Genomic DNA, 17,897 nt, shown 5'->3' with positions numbered 1-17,897 from the left:
CCATGACTGAAATTCAAGCAGCTGTCCGTGATTGGCCCATGTGGATTGGGGGAGAAGAAGTGGCCTCCTCCAGTTCGGCGTGGCGCACAGTGATGAACCCTGCACGCCGAGAAGCTGCCATTGCGCGGGTTCCGGCCGGTAATGAGGCAGATGTGGACCGGGCTGTGGCCGCCGCCCGCGCAGCCTTCCCGGCCTGGCGCGCCCAGCATTTCACCGCTCGAGCCAAGGCCCTGCTGGACATTGCGGACGAGCTCGAAGTCCGTTCTGAGGAATTTGCCAGACTCACGGCGCTGGATACCGGCAACGCTTTGCGCACACAGGCCCGCCCCGAGGTCACTGGCCTGATCACGCTGTTCCGCTATTTTGCCGGCATTGCCGGGGAGGTTAAGGGAACCACTTTGCCCGCAGGTGAGGATCAGCTCCAGTACACCCGTCTTGAACCTCTTGGCGTGGTCGCGGCCATCCTGCCGTGGAACTCGCCTCTCATGATCGCCGCCTTCAAGATCCCCGCCGCACTCGCAGCAGGCAACACCGTCATCATGAAGGCCGCCGATGACGCTCCGCTCACCATTTTGCTGCTGGCCGAGGTGTGCAACAAACACCTGCCGCCCGGCGTCGTCAATGCCATGACGGGCCGTGGTGCGGTCATCGGCGAGGCACTGGCCAAGCACCCGGGCGTGGACAAGGTCTCCTTCACCGGCTCCACCGAAGTAGGGCGCGGGGTGGCCTCCACGGCAGCAGCACGTCTGGCCCACATGTCCTTGGAACTCGGCGGTAAAAGCCCCTCCATCGTGTTCCCTGACGCTGTGGACGACGAACTCATCGATGGATTACTGACCGCCTCTCGCTTTACTAGGCAGGGCCAAAGCTGTACCGCCGGCTCCCGTCTATTCCTCCATGAGGACATTTACGAGGAAGTCCTGGCCCGTCTCAGTGACAAGCTCGGTGCGCTCAAGGTGGGTGACCCACTTGACGAGGAGAGCGATATGGGCGCCATCATCAATGCCAAACAACATGCCTCCATCTCCGCCTATCTGGATGAAGGCCGCGCCACGCCCGGCATGAAAGCCGTCCTGGGAGGCAGCGCCCCCACCGAGGGGCCACTGGTGGAGGGCTACTACCACCTGCCCACAGTCTTTAGCGGAGCCCGGAACGAGTTCCGGCTGGCACAGGAAGAGATCTTTGGCCCCGTGCTGGTCGCCATCCCGTGGAGGGATACCGAGGAGGTCATCAGGATGGCCAATGACACCAGCTACGGTCTCGCCGCCTATGTATGGAGCCACAACCTGGACAATGCGTTGAATACGGCCAACCGGATCGAGGCCGGCTGGGTGCAAGTTAACCAAGGTGGTGGGCAAGTGGCAGGCCAATCATATGGAGGATACAAGCAAAGCGGCATGGGCCGAGAAGTATCTCTAGAAGGCATGCTGGCCGGATTCACCCAGACCAAACAGATCAATGTGCGTTTGCGTGCGGTGCCCCGTGGATAAGCCGGGCCCCGTGGATAAGCCGATGCAGATGCCGATGGGGGACCCGGGTCCCCTGGGTGATGCGCAGCAGCTGCCACTGGCGGGTATCCGTATTCTTGACCTCAGCCGTGCCCTCGCCGGACCGTACGCCACGGCGCTGTTGTCCGATCTCGGCGCCCAGATCATCAAGGTTGAAAGCATCAAGGGTGGTGATTCCAGCCGAGCCTGGCCACCTTTTGAGAATGAGCACAGCCTGTACTTTGACTCCGTCAACAGGGGCAAGCACTCGATTGCCGTTGATTACTACACGGACGCAGGCAAGGAGTTGCTGTGGGATCTGGCGCTGAGCTCTGACGTGGTCGTGGAAAACTTCCGCCCCGGCGTGTTGGCAGCCATGGGACTAGCCCCGGAGAAGCTTCGCGCCGCCAAGCCGGAGCTGGTGGTGGCTACGGTGAGCGGATTCGGAGCCACGGGGCCGTTGTCGCAGGCACCTGGACTGGACCAGGTGGCGCAGGGCATGAGCGGACTGATGTCGGTGACCGGTCCGGATACCGATCACACCTACCGCGTTGGCGTTCCGATCGTGGACCTGGTGTCCGGGATCAATACGGCACTGGCCATTGCAGCGGCACTGCTGGGTAGGGCGCGGACGGGGGAGGGCATGGAGGTCTCCACCTCATTGCTGGAAACCGGGCTGGCACTGAGCGCGTTCCAGGGCCAGCAGTACCTCAGCACGGGTAAGCTGCCTGTGCCGCAGGGAAACACCCACCCCGCACTGACCCCCTACGGCGTGTTTGCCACACGGGACATTCCCCTCATTATCGCCGTGGGCAGTGAAAAGCAGTGGCACCAACTGTGCACCCTTTTGGGGGAGCCGGATATGGCGCAGCGGTCCACATACGCCACAGGTTCGCTGCGTCATAGCAACCAGGCCGCACTCAAGGAAGAGTTGGAGGCATTGCTGGCGCACCGTCCCGCCGCCGAATGGTTACCCTTGCTGCGGGCTGCGTCCATCCCGGCCGGGCCCATCTACAACTATGAACAAGCCTTTGCCGATGAACAGGTGCAGTCCCTGGGTGTGGTGCAAACCGTGCAACGTGCCGATGGCAGTGAACTGCCGCTGGTCCGAGGGCCCATTTCTGTGAACCGGCGGGCCCCGCGCATCCGCAAGGCCCCGCCGTCGTTAGGGGAGGACACCCTAGAGGTGCTGGCAGGGTTGGAACTGACGCAGGAGAAAATTACGGCTCTGGTGGCGACCGGCATTGTGCAAGTGGCTACGCCGCGCCTTAGCTCTCAGCCATCTGATTCCGCGCCATCCACATGAACATCGCAACGAAGGCAGGGGAGAAAGGGGTCACGGTGAAAGAGCAAGTGGGCAGGTTACGCATTGAGACGGTGGGTCCCGTGGCCATGCTCGTCATGGACAACCCTCGAATGCGCAACGCCATCACCCAGGGCATGTGGCAGCAATTCCAGGATTTGCTGGCACAGTTGGACGCCGATGACTCCGTCAAGGTGGTGGTAGTGCGCGGGGAGGGCGCACACTTCTCGGCAGGAGCAGACATCGCCTCCGTTCAACAGATCCTCCATGACCCCGTCACGGGGCAGAGTAGTGGCGGGGACATCACCGTCGCGGAGAATGCCCTAGCGCACTTCCGCAAACCCACGATTGCGGCGATAGACGGTTACTGTGTGGGTGGCGGCTGGCAGATTGCCGGTGCCTGCGACATTCGTCTGGCCTCCAGCCGCGCCATATATGGCATCACCCCGGCCAAGATCGGCATTGTCTACCCACTCTCAGGCATTAAACGTCTCGTGGAGTTGACGGGGCCAGCCGCGGCCAAATACTTGTTGTTCAGTGGCGACTTCGTCGACGCCAACCAGGCGCTTCGCCTGGGCTTGGCCACCAAGGTCCTTGGTTTCGACGATTTCTGGGAGGAAGTCCACACCTTCGCCCTGCACCTGGCAGAGCGCTCGCAGTTCTCGGCTCAAGGTCACAAGTCCTTGATCAATGCGATCAGTGCTGGGGACGGAGATGCTGCTGTGGCAAAGCTCAGCGCGTACTGGCAGGGGCAGATGGCCATCAGTGAGGATGCTGCCATTGGTGTTAAGGCATTCCTTGCCAAGGAAACACCGGTATTCACCTGGTTGCGTCCCCGCGAAGGGTAGGGGAGCCTGCATAGGATGTGAGTAAAACCATGCGCTCCTGCAAACTTTGCACTTGTGCAACTTGTGCGTGAGTGCATATACTGGGGATATGCAAAAAACCGCAACTGTGCCGCTTCGTGAACGTAACCGTTTGGACACGTGGGCCTTGATTCATGACGCGGCCTCAGCGATGGCGTGCCAGCAGGGGATGTCTAAGACCACGGTCGAAGCCATTGCTGAAGCGGCTGGAATCTCCAAGCGCACCTTCTTCAACTATTTCCCCACCAAGGAAGACGCCATTCTGGGCCTGCAACAGCCCACCTTGTCAGAGGAAACCCTGGCGGCTTTCCGGGCCGAAAGCTCCGGGGACCTTTTTGGCCGGACAGTGCGCCTGATGGTGACGGTGATCCGCTCCATGTTCCCCGAAGAATCCAAGGCGGAGCGCCGGAAGCTACTAAAGCAGAAATACCCGGAACTGGGGAAAAGGATTTTTGACCATTTGAGGGACTCTGAGGAACTGGTTGAAGCCGTCCTCATGGAGCGCTACCCGGATCCGTCAGAAGAACTATCCGAACCCGGGGATCTCCCCGGCAAAGACTCGGCGCTGGCCTTGTTGATGATGGCTGGAACCGTTATCCGGTTTGCCTTCTCCAAGGATTCAAGCGCCGCCACCAACGAACAAAGCACGGCCATTGATGAGGCCATCGAAATTTTCCGAGAGGCAATTAAAGCAACCCTATGAGTAAGCAAAAAATAGTTGAAACGTCGGTGGACGCCGGCGAAAAGCGCAAAATAATCCTCTTGTTCTCCGGCTTGATGGTCACCATGCTGCTGGCATCGCTGAACCAGACAGTTCTTTCGAGCGCCCTGCCAACCATGGTGGGCGAGCTCAACGGCGTCGAGCATATGGCGTGGGCCATTACGGCCTTCATCCTGGCTTCCACCATCATGATGCCGGTTTACGGCAAACTCGGTGACCTCTTGGGCCGCAAGCCCATGCTGTTGTTCGCGATCTCCATTTTCTTGGTGGGCTCGGTGATCGGTGCGTTAGCGCCGGATATGGGCACACTCATTGTGGCACGCGTCATTCAGGGCCTCGGTGGCGGCGGTTTGATGATCCTTTCTCAGGCAACTATTGCTGATGTGGTCCCTGCCCGTGAACGCGGAAAGTACATGGGAATCATGGGCGGCGTCTTCGCCTTCTCCTCCGTTGCCGGACCACTGATTGGTGGCGGCTTGACGGAAGGACCCGGCTGGCGCTGGACCTTCTGGATGAACGTGCCGCTGGCATTGCTGGCCATTGTTGCCACGGTCTTCTTGCTGCACATCCCCAAAGTAGTGCACGCAACCCGTCCCAAGATTGACTACTTGGGCATGATGCTCATTGCCGTAGCCACCACAGCACTTGTTCTGGTAGGCACCTGGGGCGGTTCCCAGTACAGCTGGAACTCCCCGGAGATCATTGGCCTAGCCATCATTGCAGTAGTTACCGGTGTCTTGTTCGTCTTTGTAGAAAGCCGCGCCACGGAGCCTGTCATGCCGCTGATGCTCTTCAAGAACCGTAACTTCAACCTGACCACGTTGGCTGGTTTGCTGACCGGTATTGCCATGTTCGGTGCCATTGGCTACATGCCGACCTACATGCAGATGGCCACAGGCTACTCCGCTACCCAGGCTGGCTTGCTCATGATCCCCATGATGGCCTGCATGCTGGTCACCTCGGTCATCATTGGCCGCCGGGTCTCCAACACTGGCCGCTACAAGGTTGCCCCCATTGTTGGTTCGGCCATCTTGGGTGTAGCGCTGGCATTGCTGGCTACCATTCACGCTGATAGCCCCATCTACTTGATCTGCGTTTACTTGGGCATCATGGGTATTGGGCTCGGTGCCAGCATGCAGATTCTGACACTGGTGGCTCAGAACTCCTTCCCGCTGAAGTTCGTGGGGACGGCCACTGCCGGGCAGAACTACTTCCGCCAGGTGGGTGCCACCTTGGGTTCAGCTGTTGTTGGTGCCATGTTCGCCAGCCGTTTGAAGTCCCTCATTGCAGACAAGCTGCCAACAGGCGGTGGCGCAGGGGATGGCAACTCCTTCACCCCCCACATCGTCAACAGCTTGCCTGAGCCGTTCAAGTCTCTGATCATCGAGTCCTACAACGAGGCCTTGATCCCCATGTTTATGTGGATGGTGCCGCTGGCTGTTCTTGCCGCCATTGTTCTGTGCTTCGTGAAGGAAGTGCCGTTGGCCACCAAGATCAACCGCGAAGCCCCTGTGGCTCTTGCCCCGGAAATGGCTGAGTTTGAAGCGGACGTCATTGAAAACGATTTACAGGATTCAAAGTCCTTGCACGACGCCGGAACGCAGGACGAGCTGGAGACGGCGGCTTCCCACTCGCGCCAGTAAGTGACGCAGCCCCTGCTGCGGCGCAATTAACGGCGCGGCAACTACAGGAGAGCTTTTCCTGGAGTTGCTGCGCCGCAGCTGTTTAAAGTGACTCTGGTGTTGTGGGCGCTGGCGGGGCTGACTCTGGTGTTGCGGATACTGGAGGTGCCGGCTCTGGTGTGGCATCCTCGGTGAGGTTGCCACGGGCAAGCCGGAACCGGCGGTCCGTCTGGGCTACCAAGGCATGATCATGGGTGAGTGCCAAAATAGTGCACTGTTCCTCGTGCGCCAGGCGAGCGCTCGGGCAATGGCTACACGCTGTTGCATGCCACCGGAGAGCTTGTTGGCCTTGCGTCCGCACATTTGATCGGTCAGCCCTACCTGGTTGAGCAGTTCGGCGGCCCGGGTACTGCGTTCTGGGTTCCACCACCTCGCCAGCAAAGGGATTCTGCTGGATTCACGGTGATGCTGGTGCCCACCGAGGCTTTGAGCGAGTCTACTTTGGCGCCAACCGCCTGGTTGGCGACCAGCATGGCCAGCGCCAAACCACTGGCCACCGCCAAAGTCACCACGACGGCGCCAAAGTCACCACGACGGCGCCAAAGTCACCACGACGGCGCCGCTACGCACCTTGTTGCGAAACGCGTTACCCGCACCTCGAGAAACCACACCCATCTCATGCTCCCTGCCAGGGTGGGCACCCTTCTGGCAGCCGTACGTAGCAATGTTCTGGCGGGGACTTTGGCTTTGATCATGGAGCCGCTGTGTGTGAGCTGTGAGAACCCGGCCCGGTAGACTGGACGCAGTGAATACACGCCAACGTAATTGAGGTCTCACTTGCCAGAATTTACCGCCCGATTTGCCACAGCCGCCGAGATTGCCCACTGGGATGGGCATGTCACCGCCAACCCCAACGGCGGGAACTTGCTGCAGTCCCTAGCCTTTGCGACCGTGAAGAAAAACTACGGCTGGGGCACCCAATTCATCGCATTCGAGGGGGCTGGCTACACCAGCTACAATCTCATTCTGGAGAAATCCTTCCCGGTGCTAGGCAAGCTTTGGTACCTCATGAAAGGCCCTGACACAGCTGAGGCGGCCCACGTTCCTGCCATGTTGGAGGCGCTGCAGGCATTCGTGAAGCGGGCCCGCCTCAACGTGTTCGCCGCGAAAATTGAGCCTGACCTTGTGGCCTCAGATGAGGTACGCTCCATCTTCGCCGGTGCAGGTTTAATCAAGGTTGATGACTTGCAGCCCAACGATCACACAGCAATTTTGGACATCACCCCCGAACCCAATGAACTGCTGCGCAAGCTCCACTCCCGCGGCCGCAACGCGATTCGCCGGGCCATCCGTGAAGGTGTGGAGGTCCAGCGGGCGGAGCCCACGGAGGAAACTATGCGGACCCTCTACGGGCTCATGGAAGGGACGTTTGAGGCGAAGAATGCGGGCAAGGCCCGTGAGTTTGCCTACTTCCAGCAGTTCTGGGGCGAGTTCTGCGCCCGCGGTCAGGGCCAGTTCTTCTTTGTCCATGAAAACGGTGTTCCCTCCGTTGGTGCTTTTGTCATCAATTACGGTTCCAAAGCCACCTACAAAGATGGGGGCTCGTTGCAGAAGCGCTCCCAGTACGGGGACTCCCACTTGATTCAGTGGGAAGCCATTTTGGCTATGCAGGAGTTGGGGGCGGTGGAATACGATTTTTGCGGCACGCCGCCTTCGGACCGGCTCAAGGACCCCACTCACCCGCACCACGGGCTGGGCCTGTTCAAGACCAGTTTTACAAAGACCGTCACTGACTTCATAGGTTGCTGGGATCTGCCGCTCTCACCCTGGAGATACAAGGTGTGGACGGCAGTTGGGGAACGGGTTGCGCGCCAGATTTATGTGCGGCGCACGGGACAAAAATTTTACTAGGGCATTGCCCGCGGCTGCTGTCTTGCAGCAGCCGTGTGAGAGAAAAGGAAACACTGGAAAGGTGACTTGTGGGATCTGACCGCCGGATTCAGGCCTCGAAGGATGTGCCGAAAAAAGATATGCTGCAGCCAGCTCACGCTAATGCCGTTGCCAAGAACATCCTGCGCAAGCTGGTTCAGGGAGAGTCGCCACCTACAGCGCCCATGAAGATTGTTGACCGGCTGGCAGGCAGCCCGTATGCCAACTTCACTATTCAGGTGGGCAAGGCAGAGGAATCGGCGCGCAAAACCATTGACTTTGCCCTGCACCTTGCCGAAACCATGTTCCGGTACGGAGCCGGTGCCCTGGAAGTTGAAACAAGTATTATTGCCGTCACTGCGGCGTTGGGGTTGCGCCACATTGAAGTCGACATCACCAACCAGTCGGTCATCATCAACTATGCGCCGCGGGACGCCGTCCCCATCACACTTTTGCGGGTGGTCCGTTCCTGGACCAACAACTATGCCGGTTTGGTGGCAGTGCATGAGCTGGTCACCGATATCACCGCCGGTGGTGTCAGCCGGGACGAGGCCTACCGGCGCCTGGATGTCATTGTCAAGAAGCCCAAACCGTTCCCTCGGTGGATGGTTGCTGTTGCTGAAGCTGTTTTTGCTGCCGCCGTGGTGGGCGTCATTGGTGGCACACCCTTTGGCATGATCGTTGCCCTGATCACCATCCTCCTGGCCGGGCAAACTGCTCGTGTCCTGGGTAAATGGCGGGTCCCTGACTTCTTTGTCACGGCCATCAGTTCCTTCATTGTCACCATTGTGGCGGTGCTGTGCTTTATGGCTCGCGTGCCTTTGAGCCCATCGGTGGTGGTGGCCGGTGGAATCTTGCTGATGCTGCCTTCAGGGCGGCTGGTCTCAGCTGTTCAGGATGCTATCAACGGCTTCCCTGTCACCGCCGCTGGACGTTTTCTCTCCGCCTTCCTGAGCTTTGGTGCCATCGTGGCAGGTATTGCGGTGGCACTAGTTACCGGGGCCTTGTTTGGGGCCGAGCGCCTCAACGTGGCCGAGACCATCAACAGCTTGCTTCCTTTGTATTCTGTGCTGGGCCTTGTGGCCGTGGCCACAGTGGCTATCTGCATTGCAGAACAAACTGCCGTCCGGTTGCTGTTGCCAACGGTTGCCGTGGCGTTGATCGGCTATCTGGTTTACTACTTGGGCATGTATTGGGGTTTGGGCGGTCGCTTCGCACCAGCTGTTGCAGCCGTGGTGATAGGAATGTTGGCCCGCATCATTGCTCTTAGGCTTGGTGCCCCGCAACTGGTGGTGGCCGTCCCGTCCATCATCTTCTTGCTGGTGGGACTGTCCATCTTCCGCGCCATGTTTGTCATGACCCTCACACCCGAAGAGTCAATCACCGGGTTCGTGGGCCTCTTCAACGCCCTGATTGTCATCCTGGCTGTTGCCGCGGGCGTGGTGCTAGGAGACAACGCCGCCCGTCCGTTCACGCATATCAAGGGCACGAAGGACCGGCGCAGGAACCGCCGCCGTTGACCCGGTAGTTCCTCGCCGGCGCAAGGATCGTACGGGTTAGAGGATCTTGCCGATGGGTTCGCGCTTTTCGGCCTGGAAATAGTCTTCTGTGCGGCCGTAGGCCCAGTATCCCGAGAGTGAAACTTGTGCTCGTTCCAGGCCGCGCTGTTTGAAAAGGAGGTCCCGCAGCGCCTTCATGTATTCACGCTCGCCATGCACAAAGGCATGAACCGTGCCTTCTGGCCAGGGTCCGTTGCGCACGGCATCCAAGAGGGCCGTGGACTCGGCGGGGGTGGTCCCGTTGCGGAACACCCAGGTAAGGCCTACGCCGTGGGGCTTGTCCAGGGGCTGGATGTCAGCGGCCGAATCAACCTCTAGGTAGGCGAGGCCGGCGGCTTCTGCGGGCAGAGCTTCCAAGGCTGCAGCAATGGCAGGCAGTGCGGCTTCGTCGCCGGCGAGCAGATGCCAGTCGGCGTCGGGGTTGGGCTGATAGCCGCCACCGGGACCGGAGAAAATAATCCTGTCGCCGGGGATGGCCGCAGCCGCCCAGGGACCGGCCAGCCCGGAACTGCCGTGCAGCACAAAATCGATCGCAATCTCCTGCGCGGCCAGATCGATCCAACGGACCGTGTAAGTGCGGGTCACGGGCCACAGCTCACGGGGCATGCTTTCGCGCAGTGCAAACACATCCACCGGCTCCGTGTATTCCACGCCCGGGTGCAGGAAGTGGATCTTCACGTACATGTCCGTGGCGTCCTTGGGCTCAAATTTCGCCAGCCCGGGCCCGCCGGCAATGATGCGCACCATGTGCGGACTGAGTTGTTCCTTGCGCAGCACATTGAGGGTGTATTGGGTGCGGGGTTTCACGGCAGGTGCCATGGTGCGGGTGGCGGCGGGCTGTGGTGAGGTCATGGTGAGCTCCTGGTGCCGGGTAAGCAGGCCGGCCTGGTGGGCGCGGAAAAAGCGCCAAGTTAGGTTGTCCTAACCAGTCTAGTTCATTGTGGTAATTGCCAGTCCACGGGGGTGGCACCTTGCGCTAATAGCTGATTGTTGATGCGGCTAAAGGGCTTGGATCCGAAGAAGCCGCGGGATGCGGACAGTGGGCTTGGGTGCGCCGATTCAATCACGGGGGTTCCGGTGAGAAGCGGCGCCAGCCGTTGGGCGTCCTTGCCCCACAGCACGCTCACTAGCGGCTGTTTCCGTGCTGCGAGGATTCTAATAACAGCCTCGGTGACCTCTTCCCACCCACGACGGCGGTGTGAACCTGCCGCTCCTGGCGCCACCGTGAGTACTCTGTTCAGGAGCAGGACGCCTTGACGGGACCAGGCACCCAGATCGCCATGGGTGGCAGGTGGGATGCCCAAGTCAGTGTTCAATTCCTTGAAAATATTGTTCAGGCTCCGAGGCAGCGGATGCGTTGAGCGGTCCACGGAAAACGCCAGACCTACTGAATGCCCCGGTGTGGGGTAGGGATCTTGGCCCACAATCAACACCTTCACCTCGGCCAAGGGGGTGCCCAGGGCGCGCAGCACCTGGGTGGGTAGAGGCAGGAAGCGAGTTCCGGAATCGTACTCATGTTCAAGCATGGCGCCCAAGCTCGCCAAGGTGGCCTCCAAGGAGGCCAATGCTGTGGCCCAATCAGGGGCCATTTGCGTCAGGGGAGCGGATTTCAAGGCGGCAAGGGCCTGCAATTGTGTTCCATCCCAGGGTTCCGGGGCCGGCAGGTCAAAAAGGCTGGGTGCGCTGTCCATGCTCTCCATTGTGGGCCATGGTGGGGGAAGGGGACTTCCTCCACAGCGCCCACTAGCGCCCGGCCCATCCACGCAATCCCAAATGACAGGGCGGTAATTCACCCCTATCATTGACAGAGCGGGCTCATGATTGCTGCCCGAACGGGAGAGACAAGCGGAAAAGGGACTGTTGTGACTGAAGCGCTCCATCACGAGACTGCTTCCGCAGAGCCCTCCGCAGAAACTACCGCAACGCTGGGGACTCCTGTGGGGCTCAGTGCACGCGAGCAGCAGATGCTGGATCTGGAACGCCAATGGTGGAAGTATGCCGGCGCGAAGGAGCAGGCCATCAGAGAGAAGTTTGAGCTCTCAGCGACCCACTATTATCAAGTTCTGAATGCGTTGATCGACACGGAAGCCGCGCTGGCCTATGACCCCATGCTGGTCAAACGGTTGCGTAGACTACGTTTGTCACGGCAACAGGCCCGTTCCGCACGGCGGCTCGGGAACTAACGCACGCCTTCGCCACCGTACCCACAAGGACCACACTGCACAATGAGTAATTACCCGCGGGATGAATTCGACGCCGTCGAGGAGAACTCGGCACGCCACGGCGTCCACCGGTCTTCGATGGAAGCCCAGGGGCGCTCCTTAATGCCTTTGATGATTGTTGGCGTCGCCGCCTTGTGTGTTGGTCTTCTGGCCTTTTTCATCATGCCGAAAATTCTCGGTAACACCACGCCGCCGCCCCTTGTGGCCAACCAAACCACCGCGGCACCGACACTTGCGCCGACGGCGCCTGCCACCACGGCACCCGCCCCGACCGATTCTGCCACCACGAAGCCTACGGAAACGCCGACGTCAACACCCACAGCTGAAGCAACTCCCGAATCAGTGGTTGATAAGAGCGTTACCGTGGCCATCTTCAACGCCACCGGAGTACCGGGACTTGCCGCACGCTACGCCGGTACAGTCCAGGGCGATGGATGGGTTGTGTCACAGTCCTCCAACTGGGGCGGGCAGCCGCAAAATACATCGGTTATTTTCTACAGCGGCCTCGAGCAGAAGGCCAATGCTGTAGCCCTCGGAGGGCTGCTGAATATCACTGAGTTGGTGGATACTGCAGAACTCGGGCTTCCCCTAGCGGTTGTGTTGGGCCCGGGAGCGTAAGTTTTTTACCCTCTGCAGGCCCGGCGCCAGCTGCAGTGAAGCCCTGCGCCAGCTTCGGGAATGCCCGACCCAGCCCCTGCCCGGCCGTTCGCCGCAAGCACATAGTGCCGCTCCCGCTTGCACTCTGAGGTACCGAGTGCTAATTATTGAGTTAGCACTCTGAGGTGGTGACTGCTAATTTCTAGCAGTTTCGCTTTCGTCAGGGTAATAACATTTCCTCACATGGCGAGGGTTTGCCGCTGTTGTATCTATATCAGCAGAAGGCGCATCCGTCCGTCGCGGGCGCCGTGCGAGGAATCTTGAAATTGTCTAATGACTGTCCCGAAAGGACTGAAGCCTCCATGGCCAAGCTCATTGCATTTGATGAAGAGGCACGCCGCGGCCTTGAGCGTGGGTTGAACATCCTCGCCGACGCCGTAAAGGTAACCTTGGGCCCGCGCGGGCGCAACGTAGTGCTGGAAAAGAAGTGGGGCGCACCCACAATCACCAACGACGGTGTCTCCATCGCCAAGGAAATTGAACTTGACGATCCTTATGAAAAGATCGGCGCCGAGCTGGTCAAGGAAGTCGCCAAGAAGACTGACGACATTGCAGGCGACGGCACCACCACGGCCACCGTGCTGGCCCAGGCCCTGGTCAAGGAAGGCCTGCGCAACGTAGCTGCCGGCGCCGATCCGCTGTCCCTCAAACGCGGCATCGAGAAGGCTGTTGCAGCCGTCATCAAGGAACTGCTGGCTTCCGCCAAGGAAATCGAGACCAAGGAAGAGATCGCCGCAACAGCGTCCATCTCCGCCGGTGATCCCGAGATTGGTGCCCTCATTGCTACTGCCTTGGACAAGGTGGGCAAGGAAGGCGTCATCACTGTCGAGGAGTCAAACACCTTCGGCCTGGAGCTCCAGCTCACCGAAGGCATGCGCTTCGATAAGGGTTACATTTCCGCTTACTTTGTAACCGACACCGAGCGCCAGGAAACGGTTCTTGAAGATCCGTACATCCTGATCGTGAACTCCAAGATCTCCAGCGTCAAGGACCTTGTTGCAGTTCTGGAAAAGGTTATGGCTTCGAACAAGCCGCTGCTGATCATCGCCGAAGACATTGAAGGCGAAGCACTGGCCACACTGATCGTGAACAAGATCCGTGGCCTGTTCAAGTCCGTTGCCGTCAAGGCTCCGGGCTTCGGCGATCGCCGCAAGGCTCAGCTCTCCGACATTGCCATCCTCACCGGCGGCCAGGTCATCGCTGAAGAAATTGGCCTCAAGCTGGAAAACACCACGCTTGACCTGTTGGGCAAGGCCCGCAAGGTTGTTGTCACCAAGGACGAGACCACCATTGTTGAAGGCGCCGGCGACGCCGAAGCCATCGCAGGTCGCGTTGCACAGATCCGTGCCGAGATCGAAAACTCCGATTCCGACTACGACCGCGAGAAGTTGCAGGAACGTCTGGCCAAGCTGGCCGGCGGTGTTGCAGTCATCAAGGCCGGTGCCGCAACTGAAGTTGAGCTCAAGGAACGCAAGCACCGCATCGAAGACGCAGTGCGCAACGCCAAGGCAGCTGTGGAAGAAGGCATCGTCCCCGGCGGTGGTGTTGCTCTCATCCAGGCCGGCGTTACCGCGTTTGACTCTCTCGAACTGACCGGCGATGAAGCAACAGGCGCCAACATTGTGCGTGTTGCCATTGACGCTCCCTTGAAGCAGATTGCCCTCAACGCAGGCATGGAGCCTGGCGTAGTGGTGGACAAGGTCCGCTCACTGCCCAACGGCCACGGTCTGAACGCTGCAACCGGCGTGTACGAGGACCTGCTGGCTGCTGGCGTTAGCGACCCGGTAAAGGTAACCCGCTCTGCCCTACAGAACGCGGCTTCCATTGCTGCACTGTTCCTCACCACTGAAGCAGTCATTGCCGACAAGCCTGAGAAGGCTGCCCCGGCTGGCGGCGGCGACGACATGGGCGGAATGGGCGGCTTCTAACCCACCGTCTTATCGCTCAAGTAAAAACACCCCTGCCCCGCGGGCAGTACGATTTCGCAAAAAGCATGCGAAATCCATCTCCGCTACAGGCAGGGGTGTTTTTTCTTTCCCTGACGGCGGGGTGTTGGCGCCCCTTTGGTGCCTGAGTGTCGGTGGAGTCTGAAAGTATGTAACACATGACAATTGTTGCTGCCGCCGATGGTTCGGCTCTAGGAAACCCCGGTCCGGCTGGCTGGGCATGGTATGTAAATGACAACTGCTGGCGTGCTGGTGGTTGGGACCACGGCACCAACAACATGGGTGAGCTCATGGCAGTCCTTGACCTCTTCAAATCCACGGCACACATGCCGGAGGAACCACTGCACATCCTGTGCGACAGTCAGTACGTGATCAACAGCGTCACCAAGTGGATGCCAGGTTGGAAGCGCAAAGGCTGGCGAAAATCGGACGGCAAGCCCGTTCTGAACCTGGACCTTCTCAAGGAGATTGATGCCGCGCTTGTGGGCCGCAAATTCACCTTTGAGTGGGTCAAAGGCCATGCCGGGCATGAGCTGAACGAGGCCGCTGATGACCGCGCACGGGACGCAGCCACCGCACACCAAGCCAAACGTTCCCCCAACGCCGGGCCCGGATTCCCCGGCGCGAACCTTGGTGCTAACCCTGCCGCTATTCCTGCCGCCAACTCTGCTGCCTCAGGGTCGTGGCAGCCTGCAGGGCAAGCACAACCGGAGCTGTTCTCCATGCTGGACGATGAGCCTGACCCCTCGTTCGTGCTCCCAGTTGAGAGCAGCCTGGATGTTGTGCGCGAGCTCGAGCAGGAACTACTTGACCCTAGTGTCCGCTCCAATCCGCTCCGTTTAGCGGAGCTTTTGCACCCCGACTTCGAAGAGATTGGGGCCTCCGGAAACCTGCGTTCGCGTGCGGAAACGCTGGAACTACTAGCTGATGAGGTGGCCGCAGACGTTGAAATGGAAGTTCTCAACCTGAACAAGGTGGACGCAGCCACTGCCCTGCTGAGCTACCGCACTCTGTCAACGAATGGAAACACCCTGCGAAGTTCTCTGTGGCAGCTGGATGGCCAACAATGGCGTCTGCGCTTTCATCAAGGGACCACAGAACGGTAGTGCGGATAGCCGGGGCAGTTTTCAGCAGTTGCCCTAGAAGGGGGCCTCGATGTCACCTTGGGTCTGTATGTACACGCGCCCAGTTGGTGTTGTTGTCCTCGTGACGCCCGGGCTGACATGCTCCACAGTCCACCCTGTATGAGGATCGTCCTTGAGGTGGTGGCAGTAAGGGCAGCGTGGGCGCAGGTTCTCGAGGCTGGTTTCTCCGGGCGGCAGTTCGCTGCCATCTGAGGAGTACGTGATTCTGTTGAATGGGTTCGTGTGGTCCAATTCGCAGGAGCGGGCGGGACGGTCACACCCAATACCGGTACAGACGGGGTCCCTAAACCGAACTTCACGAGCCATGGCTTTTGGCGGTTTTCGTGATTTCCGGCCAATGCTCACCATTCTCCCAGTATCCGGGTCGGTGAGGAATCTTCGCCAAAACTTTGCAGTGGCGGCTAGGTGGTTGACATCGTCTACTGGGATGGGGCCGAATCCATCAAGTATCACAGGATCTGCCGACTTCCCCAGGAGCCTGTCCGCCGAAACCGTGATATTTAGAATGGCCGGAATTCGATTCCTGAAGTACGGCCCTGCACCGCTCCAGCCTGCGCCGTTCGCCTCTTCGCCAGAACTGTTTGCTCCGGAACTGTTCACTCCAGAACTGTTCACTCCAGAACTGTTCGGCGGCGGGGTGGATGAGTGCAGCAGAACTTGGTGCAGCAGATCGATCAGCACATCCGCCCGGTATTCGCTGAGCGAACGAGATGGACGCCCTGTGGGAGTGATTCCATGGCTATCCTCACCGTTCAGCTTGGCTGACCGTGCCCACTCATCGAGCGAGTTAAAAAGTAGGGTGGCATCAGTGGCTGGCAAGCGTGCCCCCAGGAGGGCCATGCCATCTGGCAACGGCGTGAGCCAAACATCCCTGCCAGTGCGTGCCCTGCGATGACGTTCTGAAATGGGCTCTGGATTGTGACGTTCGGCGAGCCCGCGAACTTTTCGCGTCAGCGAGTTGGGATTGCTGTTCATGGCTTGGTTGAGAAATTTGGGTTCCAGTTCGTGGAGAATTTCCGGGGGAGTGTTCTGGCATCCCCTGATCACTGAGCGGACCCTGCGGATGTCCAGCGAGCCTTGATCAAATTCTGCGAAGGTATCAGGCAGGTGCCGGGTCAGAAGCTCAGCGTCGGTAATGAGCCGTTCAGCGGCGCCGGTGCTGATAGCAAACATGGCCATGAGCTCTGCCGCCGCATAACGGGAGCGGTCCGGGTGCTTCTCGGGTGGTTCTTCGCCGCACACAGGCGGTCGACGTGTGGAAAACTCATTGATGGCCGCTGCCTGCCGGGCCATGGACCAGGAGGCCTGACGCTCCGTGGCCTGAATGTAGGTGAGGAGTTCTTCGTCCGAGAGGTTCGCGGGATCCAAGCCAGCCAATGCTGCCGCACCCAGCTCGGGTGTCCACTGAATGTAGTGAGCTTGCTCTTCAGCCGTTAGGGTGGGGAGCAGCCGCTGAACACGTTTGCTCCCACCATAAACAGCCACCCTCAGTGGGGGTGGCATAATCAGTGGCTCGGCGAAGCGCAGGACATCGAGGTACTTCCGCGCCATGCCTGCTGGCAGTGGATTGGCTGCCAGCGGATTGTCTGCCAGTGGTTCGCCAGCCAGTGGATTGTACGGCAGCCGATTGTCTTGGAGCGCGGGGTCGTATCCTTCAAATCCTTCACCAAATCCTTCACCGCAGCTTTCAGCGCCTCCGAAGCTGGCTGCAGATTCTCGCCGGGCTTGTTCTGCCACCGCGTCGAAGAACATTTCTTCATCGATCAGACCATCGTCAGCACCTTCTGGAAGATCTGGAAGATCGGAGAAAAAAAGATCCTGGTGTTGGTTCCCGGAGGAGGGTTCTACGGGGAAGTGGAAGGCCGTGGAGAAGTAATTCTCGAGAGCCTTCTCGAGATTGACTCCTGAAACTGACGGTCCGGAAAGGTTGGATTCCTCTGAAGATCCGGGCCAATTGGCCGTGCCCATACCATAATTATATATGAATCTTTACCATATGGATAGAATTTTCTAATATATAGTTTCTATATTTGAAGCTGGTTGGGCCAACCCAACTCAACCCAACCCAACCCAGCCCAACCCGTCCCAACCCAACCAGCCCTGACAGCTCAGCGAATGGTGAACATGCGGGTGTTGGCCGCCTCAGCTTGAGCGTACTGAGTTGCAGCCATGGACAGTGCGGAGTTGATGCTTTCCAAAGATGCTTCCACCTTTAGCTCGGTGGCGTGCCATTCCGTCATGAGCGACTGAAAGTTGGTGGCCGCTGTCCCTGTCCATGATGACTGCAGATCCAGGAGGTTGCGCTTCATGGCGTCTACCTCGGTCCGGATTCGTTCCACTGAGCCTTTGACTGCGGTGCTTTTCAGGGCGAGATCGTCACTGTTGACGTTGAACTGTGCCATGGGGGTTACCTTGCCTTCAAACCTAGGGCTTGTGCCTA

Annotated in this window: 17 protein-coding genes and 1 pseudogene; 11 read left to right on the top strand and 7 right to left on the bottom strand. The window is 59.4% G+C overall.

Features of this window, described 5'->3' with window-relative positions; translation table 11 throughout:
- Positions 1 to 2 precede the first annotated feature (2 nt).
- From RY113_RS09500 to RY113_RS09480, 5 genes are all read left to right on the top strand, one after another.
- A complete protein-coding gene (locus RY113_RS09500; RefSeq protein ID WP_315914352.1) occupies positions 3 to 1,490 on the top strand; it encodes an aldehyde dehydrogenase family protein in 1,488 nt (495 codons plus the stop codon).
- Positions 1,491 to 1,512: 22 nt separating this feature from the next.
- A complete protein-coding gene (locus RY113_RS09495; protein WP_315914351.1) occupies positions 1,513 to 2,793 on the top strand; it encodes a CoA transferase in 1,281 nt (426 codons plus the stop codon).
- Positions 2,794 to 2,828: 35 nt separating this feature from the next.
- Positions 2,829 to 3,638 (top strand): enoyl-CoA hydratase/isomerase family protein, encoded by an 810-nt coding sequence (locus RY113_RS09490; RefSeq protein ID WP_315914350.1) that lies wholly within the window; start codon positions 2,829 to 2,831, stop codon positions 3,636 to 3,638.
- An 88-nt stretch (positions 3,639 to 3,726) separates the two neighbouring features.
- On the top strand, positions 3,727 to 4,359 hold the full coding sequence (locus tag RY113_RS09485) for a TetR family transcriptional regulator (protein WP_315914349.1): 633 nt from the start codon (positions 3,727 to 3,729) through the stop codon (positions 4,357 to 4,359).
- Positions 4,356 to 6,020 (top strand): MDR family MFS transporter, encoded by a 1,665-nt coding sequence (locus tag RY113_RS09480; protein ID WP_110104867.1) that lies wholly within the window; start codon positions 4,356 to 4,358, stop codon positions 6,018 to 6,020. The genes RY113_RS09485 and RY113_RS09480 overlap by 4 nt, the downstream gene beginning before the upstream one ends.
- Before the next feature lie 82 nt (positions 6,021 to 6,102).
- Here RY113_RS09480 and RY113_RS09475 read toward each other — a convergent pair whose 3' ends face one another.
- The 3 genes and pseudogenes from RY113_RS09475 to RY113_RS09465 all read right to left on the bottom strand — a co-directional run.
- Positions 6,103 to 6,264: a hypothetical protein gene (locus RY113_RS09475; protein ID WP_315914387.1), complete on the bottom strand. Its 162-nt coding sequence runs from the start codon at positions 6,262 to 6,264 to the stop codon at positions 6,103 to 6,105.
- Positions 6,234 to 6,440, bottom strand: coding sequence for an ATP-binding cassette domain-containing protein (locus tag RY113_RS09470; protein WP_315914347.1), 207 nt, complete (start codon positions 6,438 to 6,440; stop codon positions 6,234 to 6,236). The genes RY113_RS09475 and RY113_RS09470 overlap by 31 nt, the downstream gene beginning before the upstream one ends.
- Positions 6,422 to 6,674: pseudogene (locus RY113_RS09465) on the bottom strand (hypothetical protein); the annotation flags it as partial. The gene RY113_RS09470 and the pseudogene RY113_RS09465, both read right to left, overlap by 19 nt.
- 162 nt (positions 6,675 to 6,836) lie before the next feature.
- Here RY113_RS09465 and RY113_RS09460 point away from each other — a divergent pair.
- Both RY113_RS09460 and RY113_RS09455 read left to right on the top strand, forming a co-directional pair.
- Positions 6,837 to 7,910, top strand: coding sequence for a peptidoglycan bridge formation glycyltransferase FemA/FemB family protein (locus RY113_RS09460; protein ID WP_315914346.1), 1,074 nt, complete (start codon positions 6,837 to 6,839; stop codon positions 7,908 to 7,910).
- Between the two features lie 119 nt (positions 7,911 to 8,029).
- Entirely contained in the window at positions 8,030 to 9,448 is a 1,419-nt protein-coding gene (locus RY113_RS09455) for a threonine/serine exporter ThrE family protein (protein WP_110104963.1), read from the top strand.
- Between the two features lie 36 nt (positions 9,449 to 9,484).
- On the opposite strand, the gene RY113_RS09450 is transcribed toward RY113_RS09455, so the two are convergent.
- Entirely contained in the window at positions 9,485 to 10,339 is an 855-nt protein-coding gene (locus RY113_RS09450) for a siderophore-interacting protein (protein WP_396334231.1), read from the bottom strand.
- 83 nt (positions 10,340 to 10,422) lie between these two features.
- Positions 10,423 to 11,178: a uracil-DNA glycosylase gene (locus tag RY113_RS09445; RefSeq protein WP_396334230.1), complete on the bottom strand. Its 756-nt coding sequence runs from the start codon at positions 11,176 to 11,178 to the stop codon at positions 10,423 to 10,425.
- Positions 11,179 to 11,412: 234 nt separating this feature from the next.
- Here RY113_RS09445 and RY113_RS09440 point away from each other — a divergent pair, with 234 nt between their 5' ends.
- The 4 genes from RY113_RS09440 to RY113_RS09425 all read left to right on the top strand — a co-directional run bounded on the left by RY113_RS09440 (position 11,413) and on the right by RY113_RS09425 (position 15,418).
- Positions 11,413 to 11,670 (top strand): DUF3263 domain-containing protein, encoded by a 258-nt coding sequence (locus tag RY113_RS09440; RefSeq protein WP_245932048.1) that lies wholly within the window; start codon positions 11,413 to 11,415, stop codon positions 11,668 to 11,670.
- Between the two features lie 42 nt (positions 11,671 to 11,712).
- A complete protein-coding gene (locus RY113_RS09435; protein WP_315914344.1) occupies positions 11,713 to 12,327 on the top strand; it encodes a LytR C-terminal domain-containing protein in 615 nt (204 codons plus the stop codon).
- A 341-nt stretch (positions 12,328 to 12,668) separates the two neighbouring features.
- Positions 12,669 to 14,294, top strand: a complete 1,626-nt coding sequence (gene groL, locus RY113_RS09430; RefSeq protein WP_110104859.1) for a chaperonin GroEL — start codon at positions 12,669 to 12,671, stop codon at positions 14,292 to 14,294.
- 176 nt (positions 14,295 to 14,470) lie between these two features.
- Positions 14,471 to 15,418, top strand: coding sequence for a ribonuclease HI family protein (locus tag RY113_RS09425; RefSeq protein ID WP_315914343.1), 948 nt, complete (start codon positions 14,471 to 14,473; stop codon positions 15,416 to 15,418).
- A gap of 33 nt (positions 15,419 to 15,451) precedes the next feature.
- On the opposite strand, the gene RY113_RS09420 is transcribed toward RY113_RS09425, so the two are convergent.
- Positions 15,452 to 17,425: a DUF222 domain-containing protein gene (locus tag RY113_RS09420; RefSeq protein WP_315914342.1), complete on the bottom strand. Its 1,974-nt coding sequence runs from the start codon at positions 17,423 to 17,425 to the stop codon at positions 15,452 to 15,454.
- Positions 17,426 to 17,565: 140 nt separating this feature from the next.
- Positions 17,566 to 17,859: a WXG100 family type VII secretion target gene (locus RY113_RS09415; protein ID WP_110104856.1), complete on the bottom strand. Its 294-nt coding sequence runs from the start codon at positions 17,857 to 17,859 to the stop codon at positions 17,566 to 17,568.
- Positions 17,860 to 17,897 lie beyond the last annotated feature (38 nt).

Origin of the sequence: Arthrobacter sp. lap29 (genome assembly GCF_032458965.1) — a bacterium.
GTDB lineage: Bacteria > Actinomycetota > Actinomycetes > Actinomycetales > Micrococcaceae > Specibacter > Specibacter psychrochitiniphilus.
This window is presented reverse-complemented; position numbering and strand designations above follow the sequence as displayed.

Coding starts and splice junctions, on each gene's coding strand:
- RY113_RS09500 (WP_315914352.1), top strand. CDS start 3: ATGACTGAAATTCAAGCAGCTGTCCGTGATTGGCCCATGTGGATTGGG.
- RY113_RS09495 (WP_315914351.1), top strand. CDS start 1,513: ATGCAGATGCCGATGGGGGACCCGGGTCCCCTGGGTGATGCGCAGCAG.
- RY113_RS09485 (WP_315914349.1), top strand. CDS start 3,727: ATGCAAAAAACCGCAACTGTGCCGCTTCGTGAACGTAACCGTTTGGAC.
- RY113_RS09480 (WP_110104867.1), top strand. CDS start 4,356: ATGAGTAAGCAAAAAATAGTTGAAACGTCGGTGGACGCCGGCGAAAAG.
- RY113_RS09455 (WP_110104963.1), top strand. CDS start 8,030: ATGCTGCAGCCAGCTCACGCTAATGCCGTTGCCAAGAACATCCTGCGC.
- RY113_RS09450 (WP_396334231.1), bottom strand. CDS start 10,339: ATGACCTCACCACAGCCCGCCGCCACCCGCACCATGGCACCTGCCGTG.
- RY113_RS09445 (WP_396334230.1), bottom strand. CDS start 11,178: ATGGACAGCGCACCCAGCCTTTTTGACCTGCCGGCCCCGGAACCCTGG.
- RY113_RS09435 (WP_315914344.1), top strand. CDS start 11,713: ATGAGTAATTACCCGCGGGATGAATTCGACGCCGTCGAGGAGAACTCG.
- groL (WP_110104859.1), top strand. CDS start 12,669: ATGGCCAAGCTCATTGCATTTGATGAAGAGGCACGCCGCGGCCTTGAG.
- RY113_RS09425 (WP_315914343.1), top strand. CDS start 14,471: ATGACAATTGTTGCTGCCGCCGATGGTTCGGCTCTAGGAAACCCCGGT.
- RY113_RS09420 (WP_315914342.1), bottom strand. CDS start 17,425: ATGGGCACGGCCAATTGGCCCGGATCTTCAGAGGAATCCAACCTTTCC.
- RY113_RS09415 (WP_110104856.1), bottom strand. CDS start 17,859: ATGGCACAGTTCAACGTCAACAGTGACGATCTCGCCCTGAAAAGCACC.